A 15,753-nucleotide genomic window follows, 5' to 3' on the forward strand; every position below is an offset into this window, starting at 1 on the left:
GCCGCACGCGGCCCCCATTTACAAACCCTCCCGCCGACTAGCGGAGGTATGCTCATGACACCCGGCCCGACGGCGCTCCCCCCGCCGGTCAGGGAGGCGGCCAGCGAGGAACTGCTCAATCCCGACGTGGACCCCGCCTTCGCCGACCGATACGACGCCCTCCTGCGGAAACTGGCGACGGTTTTCGGAACCGACGACGAAGTCGTCGTCCTCGGCGGCGAGGGTATCCTCGGGCTGGAGGCGGCCATCGCTTCCACCGTCGCCCCCGGTGACCGCGTTCTCTGCCTGTCGAACGGTCCCTACGGGGACGGTTTCGCGGACTTCGTCGAGAACTACGGCGGCGAGGCCACCCTCGTCGGCACCGACTACGACGACGCCCTACCCATCGACGACCTGGAACGGACGCTGGACGAGGGCGAGTTCGACCTCGCGACGATGGTTCACTGCGAGACGCCGACGGGGACGCTCAACCGACTGGGTCCCGCGCTCGACCTGTTCGAGGCCCACGACGTCCTCACCGTCGTCGACGCCGTCTCGTCGCTCGGTGGCGTCCCCGTCCCGACCGACCGCATCGACGTCGCTCTCGGCGCGTCACAGAAGTGCTTCAGCGCGCCGCCCGGACTCGCGGTCTGTTCCGTCAGCGACGCGGCCTGGGAGCGAATCGAGGCCCGCGACCCCGACTCGCTGTACACCAACCTCCTCCCGTGGCACGACGCCGAACAGCCGTACCCCTACACCCACCTCTCGACGCTGGTGGTCGCGCTTTCGGCGGCACTCGACGTCGTCCTCGCGGAGGGACTCGACGCCGTCTACGACCGCCACCGCGAGGCCGCCCGGGTCTGCCGGGACCGCGGGCGGGAACTCGGACTGGAGCCGTTCCCCGACCCCGAACGAAGTTCGCCGACGGTCACCGCCTTCTCGGTGCCGGGGCAGGCGACGGAGTTGCAAGCGCGCCTGCACCGCGAACAGGAGGTGACCCTCTCGACCGGGCTGGGCGGACTCGAAGACGACGTGCTCCGCGTCGGGCACATGGGGTACAACGCCGACGTCGAGAAGGTAACCAGAGCGATGGACGCCGTCCGCGCAGTCCGCTAATCGACGCCGCTCTCGGTCACCCGGATCCCCTTCTCCGCGAGGTGGCGCATCTGTCGTTGCGCGAAGTCCTCCTCGCTCGTCCCGCGCGTCGCCAGTACGTACACCGTTGCGCTCCCCGCGGGGCGCATCGTCCGGCCGGCGCGCTGGGCACCCTGCCGACGCGACCCGCCCAGCCCCGAGGCGACGACGGCCAGTTCCGCGTTCGGCAGGTCGATTCCCTCGTCGCCGACGCGGGAGACGACGAGTGTCCGGCGCTCGCCCTCGCGGAACGCCGCGAACAGTCGGTCGCGTTCGTGGTGGGGCGTCTCCCCGCTCACGAAGGGAGCGTCGACGGCCTCCGCGATGGCTCGCCCGTGATCCAGCCAGTCGACGAACACCAACGCCTTCGCCGTCGGATGCTCCGCGAGGAGGTGGCGAACTTCGTCGACTTTGGCGGGATTCTCCGCGGCGATTCGGTGTTTCGCGCGCGGCTCAGCGCTCGCGCACGCGTTCCGTTCCTCGTCGTTCGCCCACGGCAGGTATCGGATCTCGACTTCGGGCTCCTGAACGTAGCCGGCGTCGAAGAGGGCGTCCCAGTCGGTGCCGATCGGTGGCCCGACGAGTGTGTAGATATCCGTCTCGCGGTCGTCCTCTCGGACCGGCGTCGCGGAGAGACCGAGGCGGTGTTTGCTCTGGAGGTCCGCGCTCCGGCGGTACACCTCGCTGGGGATGTGGTGGACCTCGTCGTAGACGATCAGTCCCCACTCCCGCCGGTCGAACAGCGACCGATGACGGTCCATGCCCGCGACCTGGTAGGTGGCTATCGTCACCGGTCGAATCTCTTTCACCCCGCCGTGGTACTCGCCGATCTGCTCGGGATCGAGCGTCGTGTGCTCGAGGAGTTCCGCCCGCCACTGTCCGGCGAGTTCCCGGCTCGGGACGAGGATCAGCGTCTCGCCGCCGACGGCGACGAGCGCACCGATGGCTGCGACGGTCTTCCCGCTTCCCGACGGTCCGACGAACACGCCCGCCCGCTGATCGAGGAAGCGATCGACCCAGTCGCGCTGGTAGTCGCGCAGGCTCGTCCGGAGGTCCACGTCCAGTGGGTCGCCCGTCTCCAGGTCCCGTTCGTCGACGACGGGGTAGCCCGCCTCGTAGAGGATGCGCTTGATCGCCGCTTCGCTCCTCGACCACCCAACTCTCCGTGTCGGAGATGGGTGCGTGGAGGTGTTCATCGTCGAGTTTCTGTCTGGCGACGTTGCCCATCAGGCTCTCGCTCGCCGCCTCCAACACCGTGTACCCGTCGGCGTGGGTAGAGAGGGTGAACTGCCGGGCACGGGTCCACTGGCGTTCGATCCACTCTTCCAAGTGCGGGGAGCGACGCGGGAGAACCGAGCGGACGGTCCCGAGGAGGTCCTCGACGTCGTCGAACGGGGCCGCCCACACGTCCTCCTGTCGCACGCGGTAGAGGTACCCCTTCGTTCCCGAGGTGTCGACGAGGTGAGCGAACCGAGACAGTTGCGCACGCGTGTACTGTGTCGGCTGATCGACGACGAGTTCGCGACGTTCCGGGAACGGTATCACGCGCTCGCGCTCCGCGAGTCGCCCCCACTCGGTCGGATACCAGACCACCGGGTCCGCCTCCACGTCGAGGCGCTCCACGTCGCCGGCGGCGACTAGCCGGTCGAGTGCCTCGCTCGCGGCCGCCTGTGGACAGTCGAGTCGGCGGGCGACCTGCTGGGCGGTGGCGACGGGCCGCCCCTCGTCCTGTAACGCGTCGAGAAATGACTCCAGCGTGACGGCCGGCGTCTCACCGTCGGGGGACTCCTCGGTCATCGGCCGACGTACGGACCCGACGGAGAAACGCGTTGTGACCGGTCGGTGTCGCCGTCGCTGCCGAGTGTGGCGTGTGTCGGCGACGGGTTGGGCGGGGTGTGTTAGCCCAAGAGTCCGAGGTCGTCGATGCGGGAGACGATCACTTCGACCGCCTCGGCGGCGTCGGCGGTGCGCTTCCCGCCGGTGATGACGATCTTCCCACTCCCGAAGAGCAGGATGACGACGTCGGGGTCGTCCATGCGGTAGACGAGTCCCGGGAACTGCTCGGGTTCGTACTCCACGTCCTCCAGGCCTAGCCCGATGGCGAGGGCGTTGAGATTGAGCGTGTGGCCCAGATCCGCGCTCGAGACGATGTTTTGGACCGTGATCTCCGGATCCTCCTCCACCGGGATCTGGAGGTCACGGAGTTTTCCGAAGATGATTCCCAGTGCCTCGTGCACGTCGTCGATGCTCTTCGCGCCCGTACAGACGATCTTGCCCGAGCGGAAGATGAGCGCTGCCGCCTTCGGTTCCTGTGTCCGGTAGACCAGCCCCGGGAAGTTGTCCGGGTTGAAGTCCGCGCCGGGCAGGTCCTCGGCCAACGCCTCGAGGTCGAGTTCCTGTCCGATACCGGTCGACGCCACCACGTTCTGAATTTCTATCGAATCTGCCGGGTCACTCATCGTATGCGCCTCATTGGTGTCCCCATCCTTATAAACCACCACGGCGAGTCGGCGGATCGCCGGTTCTTTTCGTGTGGCCTCTCCCCACGGGAGGGATCACCATGCAAATATCAGCACGACAGGCGTTCTCGACGGAGATCAGAGGGGTTAAGTATTCACCTCCCATCGGAATGTAATGCGAAGGGCGAGGGCGACGACGCCCTCACCACACCCGGATCGGTCACGCCGACCCCGGGCGACCCATCGCCCGATCAACGGGCTTATATGGTTCGCCTGCGTCGGTTCAGATCCGGACGAAACATGAGGATTCCACCCCTGCGGTCCGCCGTAAGCCGGAATCTGATGTGAGCCTTGGTGGTTCGGTGTCACCCGGTCGACGCGGTGACTCGAACCACGGACCTCAGTGGTCTATACACGACGCGGAGACTGTCTCTCTGAGACAATCTCCCCGCCACCCCTCACTCCCACAGGAGTGAGCCCATTCCGGTTGATCCTGCCGGAGGCCATTGCTATCGGGGTCCGATTTAGCCATGCTAGTTGTACGAGCTTAGACTCGTAGCAAATAGCTCCGTAACACGTGGCCAAACCACCCTCCAGAGAACGATAACCTCGGGAAACTGAGGCTAATAGTTCATACCCGTCTCACGCTGGAATGCCGAGACGCGCAAACGCTCACGCGCTGGAGGACGTGGCTGCGGCCGATTAGGTAGACGGTGGGGTAACGGCCCACCGTGCCGATAATCGGTACGGGTTGTGAGAGCAAGAACCCGGAGACGGAATCTGAGACAAGATTCCGGGCCCTACGGGGCGCAGCAGGCGCGAAACCTTTACACTGCACGCAAGTGCGATAAGGGGACCCCGAGTGCGAGGGCATACAGTCCTCGCTTTTCAGTACCGTAGGGAGGTACTGGAATAAGAGCTGGGCAAGACCGGTGCCAGCCGCCGCGGTAATACCGGCAGCTCGAGTGATGGCCGATTTTATTGGGCCTAAAGCGTCCGTAGCCGGCCACACAAGTCCATCGGGAAATCCGCCAGCCTAACTGGCGGGCGTCCGGTGGAAACTGTGTGGCTCGGGACCGGAAGACCCGAAGGGTACGTCTTGGGTAGGAGTGAAATCCTGTAATCCTGGACGGACCGCCGATGGCGAAAGCACTTCGGGAAGACGGATCCGACGGTGAGGGACGAAAGCCAGGGTCTCGAACCGGATTAGATACCCGGGTAGTCCTGGCCGTAAACGATGTCTGCTAGGTGTGACTCCCACTACGAGTGGGTGTTGTGCCGTAGGGAAGCCGCTAAGCAGACCGCCTGGGAAGTACGTCCGCAAGGATGAAACTTAAAGGAATTGGCGGGGGAGCACTACAACCGGAGGAGCCTGCGGTTTAATTGGACTCAACGCCGGACATCTCACCAGCATCGACAACAGCAATGACGATCAGGTTGATGACCTTGTCAGAGCTGTTGAGAGGAGGTGCATGGCCGCCGTCAGCTCGTACCGTGAGGCGTCCTGTTAAGTCAGGCAACGAGCGAGACCCGCACTCCTAATTGCCAGCACCGGCTTCGGCCGGGTGGGTACATTAGGAGGACTGCCGTGGCCAACACGGAGGAAGGAACGGGCAACGGTAGGTCAGTATGCCCCGAATGTGCTGGGCTACACGCGGGCTACAATGGCCAAGACAATGGGTTCCAACCTCGAAAGAGGACGGTAATCTCCTAAACTTGGTCGTAGTTCGGATTGAGGGCTGAAACCCGCCCTCATGAAGCTGGATTCGGTAGTAATCGCGTGTCAGCAGCGCGCGGTGAATACGTCCCTGCTCCTTGCACACACCGCCCGTCAAAGCACCCGAGTGGGGTCCGGATGAGGCTATCGCACGATAGTCGAATCTGGGCTCCGCAAGGGGGCTTAAGTCGTAACAAGGTAGCCGTAGGGGAATCTGCGGCTGGATCACCTCCTACTGACCGGGACCTCCCATACGGGAGGCCCCACCACACCCACTGCTGTCCACGGATCGACCACCGCATCGACCGGGCACCTTAGAACCACCAAGGCTCACACACCACGCCACCGCGTCCCCCTCTCGGGGACCGGGCCCGTAGCTCAGCGGTAGAGCACCTCCTTTGCAAGGAGGACGCCCTGGGTTCGAATCCCAGCGGGTCCATGCCGACTCACTCGCTCGCCCGAATCGCACCCCTTAAGTGCATGACGGCGCTCGATTGAGTCACGCAAGACCGATGCACCACCCCGCGAAAGCGCGGGTGGGAAGGGTCGAACGCGCTCGCATCCACGAGAGCGTAATGAGACCGTATGTACGTGCGATCCAGGCGTCCACTGGACCCGACAGTCAAACCGGGTCACAGTGTGACAAACCATCAATCTGGCTACTGTGCCAGCTGGTGAATGGCTCGGCTCGAGAGCCGACGACGGACGTGCCAAGCTGCGATAAGCCTCAGGGACCCGCATGGAGGGAAAGAACTGAGGATTTCCGAATGGGAATCCCCTCGCAATTGCTTCGCGCAATGGGGAACGCTCCGAATTGAAACATCTCAGTAGGAGCAGGAACAGAACGCAAATCGCGATCCCGTTAGTAACCGCGAGTGAACGCGGGCCAGTCCAAACCGAATCTCTGACGAGACATGTGGTGTCGGGCTGATCTTCAACATCCGACCCAACCCGAGAAGTCTCCTGAAACGGAGCGCGATACAGGGTGACAGCCCCGTATCGGGATGCAGTACGATGGGAATCAGTCCCAGAGTAGCGGGGATTGGATATTCCTCGTGAACGTCCCGGGCATCAACCGGGAAGACTCAATACTCCTCGAGACCGATAGTGAACAAGTAGCGTGAGCGAACGCTGAAAAGTATCCCGAGAAGGGAACTGAAATAGAGCCTGAACTCAGCTGGCGATCGAGCGACGGGGCATACAAGGTCCTTCGACGAACGACCGTGGCGCGAGCCACTAGTAGGACTCGAAGGAAGCCGATGTTCCGTCGTGCGTTTTGAAAAACGAACCAGGGAGTGCACTTGCTTGGCGAGCCTAACTCGACCATCGAGGCAGGCACAGGGAAACCGATACGGCCGCAGTCTTCATCCGAAGACCAGGGCCACCGTGTTCAAGCGCGGGGAGTCAAGCGGGTGCGACCCGAAACCGGGTGATCTACGCGTGGGCAGGGTGAAGCGTGCCGAAAGGCACGTGGAGGCCCGTTAGGGGTGGTGTCCTACAATACCCTCCCGTGACCTATGCGTAGGGGTGAAAGGCCCATCGAACCCGGCAACAGCTGGTTCCAGCCGAAACATGTCGAAGCATGACCTCTGCAGAGATAGTCCGCGAGGTAGAGCTACCGATTGGATGACCCGCCTCCGAGAGGAGTCGGCCATCCTGTCGAACTCCGAACTTGCGGACGTCGCAGACGCAGGGAGTCCGGTGTGCGGGGTAAGCCTGTGCACCGTAAGGGAGACAACCCAGCGGTAGGTTAAGGTCCCCAAGTGTAGATTAAGTGCGATCGAAGGTGGTCCCGAGCCCTAGACAGCCGGGAGGTGAGCTTAGAAGCAGCTACCCTCTAAGAAAAGCGTAACAGCTTACCGGCCGAGGTTCGGGGCGCCCAAAATGATCGGGGCTCAAATCTACCACCGAGACCTACCCGTGTCCTTCACCGGACAATCGCGTAGGCTGGCACACCGCTCGGGCGGAAGTACGGGAGAGATCTCGTATGGACCGAGTGGTGACGATAATCCTGGTCACAGTAGCAGCGATAGTCGGGTGTGACACCCGACGGCCTTACGAGCAAGGGTTCCTCGGCACTGCTAATCAGCCGAGGGTTAGTCGATCCTAAGTCTCGCCGTAACTCGACCGAGACAACAGGGAAGCTGGTTAATATTCCAGCACCATCACACGCCAAAAGTCGACGCTTTGGGAACAGCCGAGCCGGGCTTTCGCCCGGTCGAATCGAGTACCTCCGTGGAAGCCGTAATGGCAGGAAGCGGACGACTCTCGAGACAGCGCAAGTCGGCCGTACCTAGAGCCCGTGAAAAGACGAGTGTGATGATCGTACCGAGATCCGACACAGGTGCTCTGCCGGCGAAAGGCAAGGCCCGTCGGGAGCAACCGGCGTTAGGGAATTCGGCAAGTTAGTCCCGTACGTTCGCAATAAGGGATGCCTGCTCTGGGTAAGAGCAGGTCGCAGTGACTCGGGCGCTCCGACTGTCTAGTAACAACATAGGTGACCGCAAATCCGCAAGGACTCGTACGGTCACTGAATCCTGCCCAGTGCGGGTATCTGAACACCGAGTACAATCGGACGAAGGACCCGTCAACGGCGGGGGTAACTATGACCCTCTTAAGGTAGCGTAGTACCTTGCCGCTTCAGTAGCGGCTTGCATGAATGGATCAACGAGAGCGCCACTGTCCCAACGCTGGGCCCGGTGAACTGTACGTTCCAGTGCGGAGTCTGGAGACCCCCAAGGGGAAGCGAAGACCCTATAGAGCTTTACTGCAGGCTGTCGCTGAGACGTGGTCGCTACTGTGCAGCATAGGTAGGAGGCATTACACAGGTACCCGCGCCAGCGGCCACCGAGCCACCATTGAAATACTACCCGGTAGTGACTGCGACTCTCACTCCTGGCGGAGGACACCGGTAGCCGGGCAGTTTGACTGGGGCGGTACGCGCTCGAAAAGATATCGAGCGCGCCCGATGGTTTCCTCATCCGGGTCGGAAACCCGGAAGAGAGCGCAAGAGCACAAGGAAGCCTGACAGTGATCTTCCCAACGAGGATCGCTGACGCGAAAGCGTGGTCTAGCGAACTTACGAGCCTGCTTGTTGCGGGCCGTAAATGACAGAAAAGCTACCTTAGGGATAACAGAGTCGTCACTCGCAAGAGCACATATCGACCGAGTGGCTTGCTACCTCGATGTCGGTTCCCTCCATCCTGCCCGTGCAGAAGCGGGCAAGGGTGAGGTTGTTCGCCTATTAAAGGAGGTCGTGAGCTGGGTTTAGACCGTCGTGAGACAGGTCGGCTGCTATCTATTGGGGGTGTTAACGGTACTTGACGGGAACAAGCGTATAGTACGAGAGGAACTCCGCTTGGGTGCCACTGGTGTACCGGTTGTCTGAGAAGGCAGTTGCCGGGCAGCCACGCACCGCGGGGTAAGAGCTGAACGCATCTAAGCTCGAAACCCACCTGGAAAAGAAGTACCATCGAGGACACTCGTAGAAGACGAGTTAGATAGACTCGGGGTGTACGCGTCGAGGCAACGAGACGTTCAGCCCGCGAGCACTAACAGTCCGAGCCACATTCATTGGATTTCGCACTGTGACCCGATTGGTTTTGACTATCGGGTCCAGGCGTTAACTGGATCGCACGTACATACGGTCATTCGACCGTTCACCGACACTGGTGTTGCGACGGTTCGATTCCGTCGGTCGGCATGAAGGCGGCCAGAGCGGCAGGGACACACCCGTACCCATCCCGAACACGGACGTTAAGCCTGCCTGCGTATCGAGCAGTACTGGAGTGGGCGACCCTCTGGGAGTTTCGATTCGCCGCCTCACCATTCATACTACATTCACTCGGCGAGCGACGCGTGTGAGCGCGTGGGTCGTCGGTTTTCAGTCGGTGAGCGGCCGCGCCGATCAGCGGCCGTTCCCGACGTCGTACGCGAGGCTCGTGTCCCGTCGAAGTGGCGCGAGCGACAAGTTCGCCGAATTAAACCCGATTTAATCGGGGTAAAACCGGCCCGAACCCGGGTTCAGCGCAATCCCGACTTAATGGGATAAGGGTCCAGGGACCGAACGGAATGAGCACGAAACGAACCGGCGCGATACTGATGGCAGCCGTGTTGCTGGTGTCGGCGGTGGCCCCGGCGACGGTAGCCGCACAGTCGGAATCGCTGTCGATCGACGTTACACAGGACGACGAGACGGGAACCGCGACGATCTCCGTCGCGAGCAACGGCACTGCAGTAGAGAACGCGACGGTGAACGTGACGGTGACTGAAAACGAGACGTACTCGGGGACGGGAACGTACGAGACCGACGGGAACGGGACGGTTTCGTTACCGGAACCGGACGAGTCGGTGACGGTGACCGTCGAGGCGACGGCCGACGGCGCGAATGCGTCGACGACCGTCACTCTCGAACCGGTCCTCGACGTGAGCGTGGAGGAGGGCGACGACGGATCGGCCGTCGTGACGGTGATGCGTGGAAACGCGACCGTCGAGAACGCGACGGTGAACGTGACGGTGACTGAAAACGAGACGTACGTGGGTACAGGGGAGTACGAGACCGACGGGAACGGGACGGTGTCGCTACCGGAACCGGACGAGTCGGTGACAGTAGCCATCGAGGCGACGGCAGACGGTGACTCGGCGACGACGACTGCGGCCCTCGCTCCGGACCTCGACGTCGCCGTCGAGGGTGCCGACGACGGGTCGGTCGTCGTGACGGTGACGCGCGGAAACGCAACCGTCGAGAACGCGACGGTGAACGTGACGGCGAACACGACCTACGTGGACGAAGGCGAGTACGAGACCGACGGCAACGGAACGGTCACGCTCGCCAACCCAGACGAGACGGTCGAACTGACGATCACGGCCACGGACGACGGTGACGAGGCGACCACCTCGGTCGTCGTTCAGCATCTCCAGACGCTCGCGGTGGGCGTCGAACAGGCCGCCGACGGTACGGTGACCGTGTCGGTCGGTCGCCTCGGCGATCCGGTCGCGAACGCGACGGTCGAGGTGGCGACGGGGGGCAACGAGAGCTACGCGGGGTCGGGTGAGTACGAAACCAGTGAGAGCGGGACGGTCGTGCTCCCGCTCCATCGGAGAACGTCACGGTGACCGTGACGGCGACGGACGACAACGAGACGGCGACGACCACGGCGGCGCTGTCGCCGCCGGAACCGGTCGGGCCGTTCGGACAGGTCGTCTCCGCGTTCGTCGACGCGCTGAAAGGGTCGGGCTTCAGCGGCCCACTCGGGCAGCAGGTGTCGGAGTTCGTGACGGGTAACAACCCGTCGAACGCCAACGCCAGCGAACGCGGCCCGCCGGCGAACGCGGGACCGAACGACGAGGACGAGGACGACGGGAACGAGACCGAGGAGAACGGCAACCAGTCCCGGATCGTCCCGGCCGGACCGCCGGTCGAGAATCCGGGTAACTCGGAGTCAGCTCCGGGCCAGTCCGACGATTCGGAGGAGGACGATTCGGACGACGCCGACGACTCGGACGCGCCGGGCAACTCCGGATCGGCTCCGGGCCAGTCCGACGATTCGGAGGAGGACGACTCGGACGACGCCGACGACTCGGACGCGCCGGGCAACTCCGGATCGGCCCCGGGCCAGTCCGACGATTCGGAGGAGGACGACTCGGACGACGCCGACGACTCGGACGCGCCGGGCAACTCCGGATCGGCCCCGGGCCAGTCCGACGACTCGGAGGGGGACGATTCGGATGACTCGGAGGGGGACGATTCGGATGACTCGGAGGGGGACGATTCGGATGATTCGGAGGAGGACGACTCGGATGATTCGGAGGAGGACGACTCGGATGATTCGGAGGAGGACGCCTCCGACGATTCGGACGAGACCGACTCCGACGGCGGCAACGGCAACGCGGCCGGTAACGGTGGCGGCAACGGTAATGCGGGCGGTAACGGCGGCGGCAACGGCAACGCAGGCGGCAACGGTAACGGTCGATAGCTGACGCAGTCACCCCTTCTTCCGACGTTCGACGACGGCGTCGAGCGTCGCCGGCGAGCAGTTCGCGAGGGTGGCGGCCCGGTCGAGGGTCAGCCCCGCGACCGAACGGCGATGGCGGCGCCGGCGAGGACGAACGGGTCCGGGTCGGTACCTGGTGCCCACGCTTCGGCGTCGAGCGACCGCTCGGAGTCGCCGGCGAGCGACCGAACGGCCAGCATCGCGGCAGCGAACGGGTTATCCGTCGCGTCGGGGCCGGCGGCGTCGACGACGCCCGCGAGGGCGAGTGCGGGTTCGGGGTCCTCACCGACCAGGGCGCGGTCGATGGCGGCCGCCCGGACCTCCTCCAGCGTCATTCGCTCGGCGCGGAGAGGGCGTGTTCGACGACGGTCCCGTCGGGTGTCAGCGTCACCGTACCGAGTTCGACGCGTTCGCCGGCGTCGGCGACGCGGTCGACCACTTGGAGGGTGCGCTCCCGGTCGAGACGCTCCCAGACGGTCCGTTCGACGAGTCGCTGGAAGGCGTCGCGGTCGTCCCACGACGCCGTGAGGGCGGAGGGAACGTGGACGAGAAACTGGAATGCGTCGTCGTCGACGCCGATGCTGACGCCGAACGTGTCGGCGGCCGGAGCGTCGGGGTCGGTCATACCCCCGCTCCGCCTCCCGGCGGCATAAGCCGCACGCCGTGGCAGTGACTGACAGCCAGACGGCGACGCGATGGCGTCGTTTTTGACTCGCCGTCGCGGACCGGGAGTATGAGCTACGCCATCGGACTCGTCGGCAAGCCCTCGGTGGGCAAGTCGACGTTTTTCAACGCGGCGACGATGAACGACGTGCCGGAGGGCGCGTATCCGTTCACGACCATCGACCCGAGCGTCGGCGAGGCGTACGTCCGCGTCGAGTGTGCGGCCCCGGAGTTCGACGAGACCTGCACGCCGAGTGTCGGTTACTGCGACGACGGCGTGCGCTTCGTCCCCGCCCAGCTCGTCGACGTCGCCGGTCTCATCCCCGGTGCCCACCAGGGGAAAGGCCTCGGTAACCAGTTCCTCAGCGACCTCAACGAGACGGACGTACTGGTTCACGTCGTCGACTTCTCGGGGAAGACCGACAGCAAAGGCGAAGCGACGGAGGGACACGACCCACGCGACGACATCGACTTCCTCGAGGACGAACTCGACATGTGGTACCTGAGATTTTGGAGAAAGGTATCGAACGCTTCGAGACGAAGTACCACGGCGCGGACGCGGCCATCGAGACCGATCTGGCCGAACAGATGAGCGCCTTCCGGACCAACGAAGACGAGATCAAGCAGGTGATCCTCTCGCTGGGGCTCGACCTCGACCCGGAGACGTGGGACGGCGACGACCGCGAGTCGCTGGCCCGAGAGATCCGCAAGCGCACCAAACCGATGGTGATCGCGGCGAACAAGATCGACGACCCCGCGGCGGCGGCGAACTTCGCCGAGATTTCCGCCGACCCCGAGTACGACCATTTGACGTTCGTGCCCGCGAGCGCCCACGCGGAGAAGGCGTTGAAGGCCGCGGACGAGTCGGGGACGATCGACTACCGACCGGGCGACGACGACTTCGATATCGTCGGTGATCCGAGCGAGGAGCAGGCGACGGGCTTAGAACGGATCCGCGGCCTGCTGGCGGAGTACGGTGGCACGGGCGTGCAGGCGTCGCTGGAGGCAGCGCTGTTCGACGCCCTCGACCTCATCGCGGTGTTTCCGGGGAGCGACGACGGGTCGACGAGCGAGAAGGGGTCCTTTCGTGACTGTTTCCTCCTGCCCGAGGGGTCGACGACGGCGGATTTCGCCTATCACATCCACTCGGATCTGGGCGACGGGCTACTCCACGGTATCGACTGCCGGTCGTCACGACAGATCGGCGGCGGCCACGAACTCGACGACCGGGACGTGGTCGAACTCGTCACGACGAACTAGTCCACCGCGGCCAGCAGGTTCTCGAGTGCCTGTCGGGCGCTCTCACTTTGATCGTCCAGCGGTCGCCGTCGAAGACGTGGCGTTCGGCCCGGACGAAGGAGTCGCCGGAACCCCAGGGAGCGGCGTGGGCGAGGCCGACGAAGACGAGGCCGACTGGCTTCTCCTCGGTGCCGCCGGCCGGCCCGGCGATGCCCGTCGTGGAGACGCCCCAGTCCGTCCCGGCGGTGTCGCGCACGCTCTGGGCCATCTCCCGGGCGACGGGCGCCGAGACGGCGCCGTGTGCGTCGAGCGACTCACGGGAGACGCCGAGGGCGTCGAGTTTGGCGTCGTTGGAGTACGTGACTACCCCGCGGTCGAAGTAGTCGCTCGATCCGGGTACGTCGGTCAGCACGGAGCCGACGAGTCCGCCGGTGAGTGACTCGGCGACGGCGACGGTTTCGCCGCGTTCTCGGAGGCGACGGCCCAGTCGGCGTTCGGCGGCGTCGACGGCGGGACCCCTGTCGGTCGGCGTGTCGTCGGGCATACACCGGCGTTGGACGCCGACCCCTATCAAACGGGCGCCGAACGGGGTTCCCGCATCCGACTCTTTTATCCCGAGCGAGATGAGTGAACTGGACATGGCAGACGAGACGATCGCGTTCGTCGGACTCGGAATCATGGGTGGACCGATGGCGAAGAACCTGCTAGATGCGGGCTACACCGTAATCGGTCACAACCGCTCGCAGGGAGCCGTCGACGAACACGTCGCGGCCGGCGGCGAGGCAGCGGAAACGCCGAAGGAGGCGGCCGAACGCGCCGACGTGACGATCATGTGTCTGCCCGACTCGGACGTCGTCGCCGAGGTCATGCACAAAGAGGACGGTGTCCTCGCGGGTCTGAGCGAGGGCGACGTGGTGATCGACAACTCGACCATCTCGCCGATGGTGACCGAGAACCTCACCGAGGAGGTCCGCGACCGGGGCGCCCGCATGCTCGACGCGCCCATCAGCGGCGGCGAGGAGGGTGCCATCGAGGCGTCGCTCTCGATCATGGTCGGTGGCGACGAGGACGTCCTCGAGGAGTGTCGCCCGATCCTCGACGCGATGGGTGAGACGATCACGTACTGCGGCGACAACGGCGCGGGGCAGGTCACGAAGGCCTGCAACCAGATCGTCGTCGCGGGGACCATGGAGGCCGTCAGCGAGGCACTCGTCTTCGCCCACAAGGCCGACGCGGACCTCGAAGCCGTCGTCGACGCCATCAGCGGCGGGGCTGCCGGGTGCTGGGCACTCGACAACCGCGCACCCAGTATGATTCGGGGAGACTTCGATCCCGGCTTCTTCGCGGACTACCAGTACAAGGATCTGCGCATCGCGACCGACGCCGGCGAGGCCTACGAGTCGCCGATGCCGCAGACGGAACTCGTCCACGAGATGTACAAGTCCATGGTCGCAACGGGCCGCGGGAAGGACGACAACTCCGGCGTGATGCAGGTGATCGAGGACCTGGCCGGGGTCGAAGCGCGTATCGAGGACGACTAACGTCGTTCCGCTGGCGACGAATCGCGTCGGCCGCTACTCTTCCACGTCGTCGTGGTCCATGAGCCGTCGCGTCCGGTCCACGGGGGCCGGATCGTAGGTGACGATTTCCAGCAGGTTCCCCGAGGGATCGAGGAAGTAGAACCCCTCGAACTCACCCCAGTCGTACGGCCCCTGTTTCGGGAACTGGTCGTCGAGTTCGTCCATCAGCGACTGGTAGGTCTCGCGGTCGGTCTCGAAGGCGATGTGGGCCTTGTCGAGCGGGTGGTCGAGCCCGGTCTCGTCCCACTTCTCGGCGCGACCGGTCTCCATGAGCGTGACGACCGTTCCCGCACCGGTCTCGAACATCACGTGTGCGCCCTTGAAGTCCTCGGGCGGGCGCAACAGGTCGAGGTCGAGGACGTCCCGATAGAATTCGTACGCGGCGTCGAGGTCGTCCACGTCGACGTTGATGTGATCGACGGCGTCCATGCCATTACTGGCGAGTGGGTCCGGATATAGATTATCCCTCCGCGGACTGCTGCCGCTACGGATGCGGGCGTTCGAGAGAAGTACTACGGCGGCCTCGTGCGGAGTATCCTAACTGTTTCCCAGCGGTTCGCTGGACCGCCTCGGCGACCCACCGGTACTGACGTACAATAACCCGTATCAGGGTTGCTTCCAGTCGGGGTCGGACCGAGGCGGTGAGAGGACGCCGATACCCACGGCGGGTTCGTCGCCGCGGTTCTCGGCGCCGTGGAGTTCGTCGCTGGTGAACAGGTAGGAGTCGCCCGGGCGAAGCGTCACCTCTTCGTCTTCGGTGATTGCCGTGAGCGTCCCCCGAATCATGTAGCCGATCTGCTCGTTGTCGTGCCGGTGGACGGGGAGGCGCGCTCCCGGTTCGACTCGCCAGTGTTTCATCGACGACCGTTCACCCGACGCGAGGTCCGCGAGATACACTCCGCTGGCGACCTCTTCGCTGTCGGCCGTCTCGTCGTTGATCCGCCTCATTCGATCTGTCTCCGTCAGCGAGGTATGGAGCGTCATTAATA

10 protein-coding genes, 1 tRNA gene, 3 rRNA genes and 2 pseudogenes are annotated in these 15,753 nt (G+C 64.3%); 9 read left to right on the forward strand and 7 right to left on the reverse strand.

Annotated elements, in window-relative coordinates; genetic code table 11:
* Nucleotides 1–48: 48 nt before the first annotated feature.
* Nucleotides 49–1,095: a pyridoxal-phosphate-dependent aminotransferase family protein gene (locus V8686_RS05735; protein ID WP_379703002.1), complete on the forward strand. Its 1,047-nt coding sequence runs from the start codon at nucleotides 49–51 to the stop codon at nucleotides 1,093–1,095.
* On the opposite strand, the pseudogene V8686_RS05740 reads toward V8686_RS05735, so the two are convergent.
* Together V8686_RS05740 and V8686_RS05745 are read right to left on the reverse strand one after the other, a co-directional pair.
* A pseudogene (locus V8686_RS05740) lies at nucleotides 1,092–2,910 on the reverse strand (DEAD/DEAH box helicase). The gene V8686_RS05735 and the pseudogene V8686_RS05740 overlap by 4 nt on opposite strands.
* Nucleotides 2,911–3,011: 101 nt before the next feature.
* Nucleotides 3,012–3,572: a TATA-box-binding protein gene (locus V8686_RS05745; protein ID WP_379703003.1), complete on the reverse strand. Its 561-nt coding sequence runs from the start codon at nucleotides 3,570–3,572 to the stop codon at nucleotides 3,012–3,014.
* 480 nt (nucleotides 3,573–4,052) lie between these two features.
* Between V8686_RS05745 and V8686_RS05750 the strand changes: the two genes are divergently transcribed.
* The 6 genes from V8686_RS05750 (at nucleotide 4,053) to V8686_RS05775 (ending at nucleotide 11,264) form a co-directional block, all read left to right on the forward strand.
* A 16S ribosomal RNA gene (locus V8686_RS05750) occupies nucleotides 4,053–5,523 on the forward strand.
* Between the two features lie 133 nt (nucleotides 5,524–5,656).
* Nucleotides 5,657–5,728, forward strand: a tRNA-Ala gene (locus tag V8686_RS05755).
* Between the two features lie 211 nt (nucleotides 5,729–5,939).
* Nucleotides 5,940–8,862: ribosomal RNA gene (locus V8686_RS05760) — 23S ribosomal RNA — on the forward strand.
* A gap of 131 nt (nucleotides 8,863–8,993) precedes the next feature.
* Nucleotides 8,994–9,115: ribosomal RNA gene (gene rrf / locus V8686_RS05765) — 5S ribosomal RNA — on the forward strand.
* The 16S, 23S and 5S rRNA genes sit together here with 1 tRNA gene alongside, the layout of an rRNA operon.
* A gap of 245 nt (nucleotides 9,116–9,360) precedes the next feature.
* Nucleotides 9,361–10,404 carry a DNA primase gene (locus V8686_RS05770; protein ID WP_379703004.1) on the forward strand — a complete coding sequence of 348 codons (1,044 nt, stop codon included), beginning with the start codon at nucleotides 9,361–9,363 and terminating at the stop codon, nucleotides 10,402–10,404.
* 2 nt (nucleotides 10,405–10,406) lie between these two features.
* Nucleotides 10,407–11,264: a hypothetical protein gene (locus tag V8686_RS05775; protein WP_379703005.1), complete on the forward strand. Its 858-nt coding sequence runs from the start codon at nucleotides 10,407–10,409 to the stop codon at nucleotides 11,262–11,264.
* Nucleotides 11,265–11,353: 89 nt separating this feature from the next.
* Here V8686_RS05775 and V8686_RS05780 read toward each other — a convergent pair whose 3' ends face one another.
* Together V8686_RS05780 and V8686_RS05785 are read right to left on the reverse strand one after the other, a co-directional pair.
* A complete protein-coding gene (locus tag V8686_RS05780; protein WP_379703006.1) occupies nucleotides 11,354–11,617 on the reverse strand; it encodes a hypothetical protein in 264 nt (87 codons plus the stop codon).
* Nucleotides 11,614–11,907, reverse strand: a complete 294-nt coding sequence (locus V8686_RS05785) for a hypothetical protein (protein ID WP_379703007.1) — start codon at nucleotides 11,905–11,907, stop codon at nucleotides 11,614–11,616. The genes V8686_RS05780 and V8686_RS05785 overlap by 4 nt, the downstream gene beginning before the upstream one ends.
* A 108-nt stretch (nucleotides 11,908–12,015) precedes the next feature.
* On the opposite strand from V8686_RS05785, the pseudogene V8686_RS05790 reads away from it, so the two are divergent.
* Nucleotides 12,016–13,205 (forward strand): annotated as a pseudogene (locus V8686_RS05790) (redox-regulated ATPase YchF).
* Here V8686_RS05790 and V8686_RS05795 read toward each other — a convergent pair.
* A complete protein-coding gene (locus tag V8686_RS05795; RefSeq protein ID WP_379703008.1) occupies nucleotides 13,192–13,728 on the reverse strand; it encodes a CinA family protein in 537 nt (178 codons plus the stop codon). The pseudogene V8686_RS05790 and the gene V8686_RS05795 overlap by 14 nt on opposite strands.
* A 79-nt stretch (nucleotides 13,729–13,807) precedes the next feature.
* On the opposite strand from V8686_RS05795, the gene V8686_RS05800 reads away from it, so the two are divergent.
* Nucleotides 13,808–14,725 carry an NAD(P)-dependent oxidoreductase gene (locus tag V8686_RS05800; protein ID WP_379703009.1) on the forward strand — a complete coding sequence of 306 codons (918 nt, stop codon included), beginning with the start codon at nucleotides 13,808–13,810 and terminating at the stop codon, nucleotides 14,723–14,725.
* A gap of 33 nt (nucleotides 14,726–14,758) precedes the next feature.
* On the opposite strand, the gene V8686_RS05805 is transcribed toward V8686_RS05800, so the two are convergent.
* A complete protein-coding gene (locus V8686_RS05805) occupies nucleotides 14,759–15,193 on the reverse strand; it encodes a VOC family protein (RefSeq protein WP_379703010.1) in 435 nt (144 codons plus the stop codon).
* 177 nt (nucleotides 15,194–15,370) lie between these two features.
* On the reverse strand, nucleotides 15,371–15,712 hold the full coding sequence (locus V8686_RS05810) for a cupin domain-containing protein (RefSeq protein ID WP_379703011.1): 342 nt from the start codon (nucleotides 15,710–15,712) through the stop codon (nucleotides 15,371–15,373).
* Nucleotides 15,713–15,753 lie beyond the last annotated feature (41 nt).

Origin of the sequence: Haloplanus litoreus (assembly GCF_045690335.1) — an archaeon.
In the GTDB taxonomy this organism is placed as follows: Archaea; Halobacteriota; Halobacteria; order Halobacteriales; family Haloferacaceae; genus Haloplanus; species Haloplanus litoreus.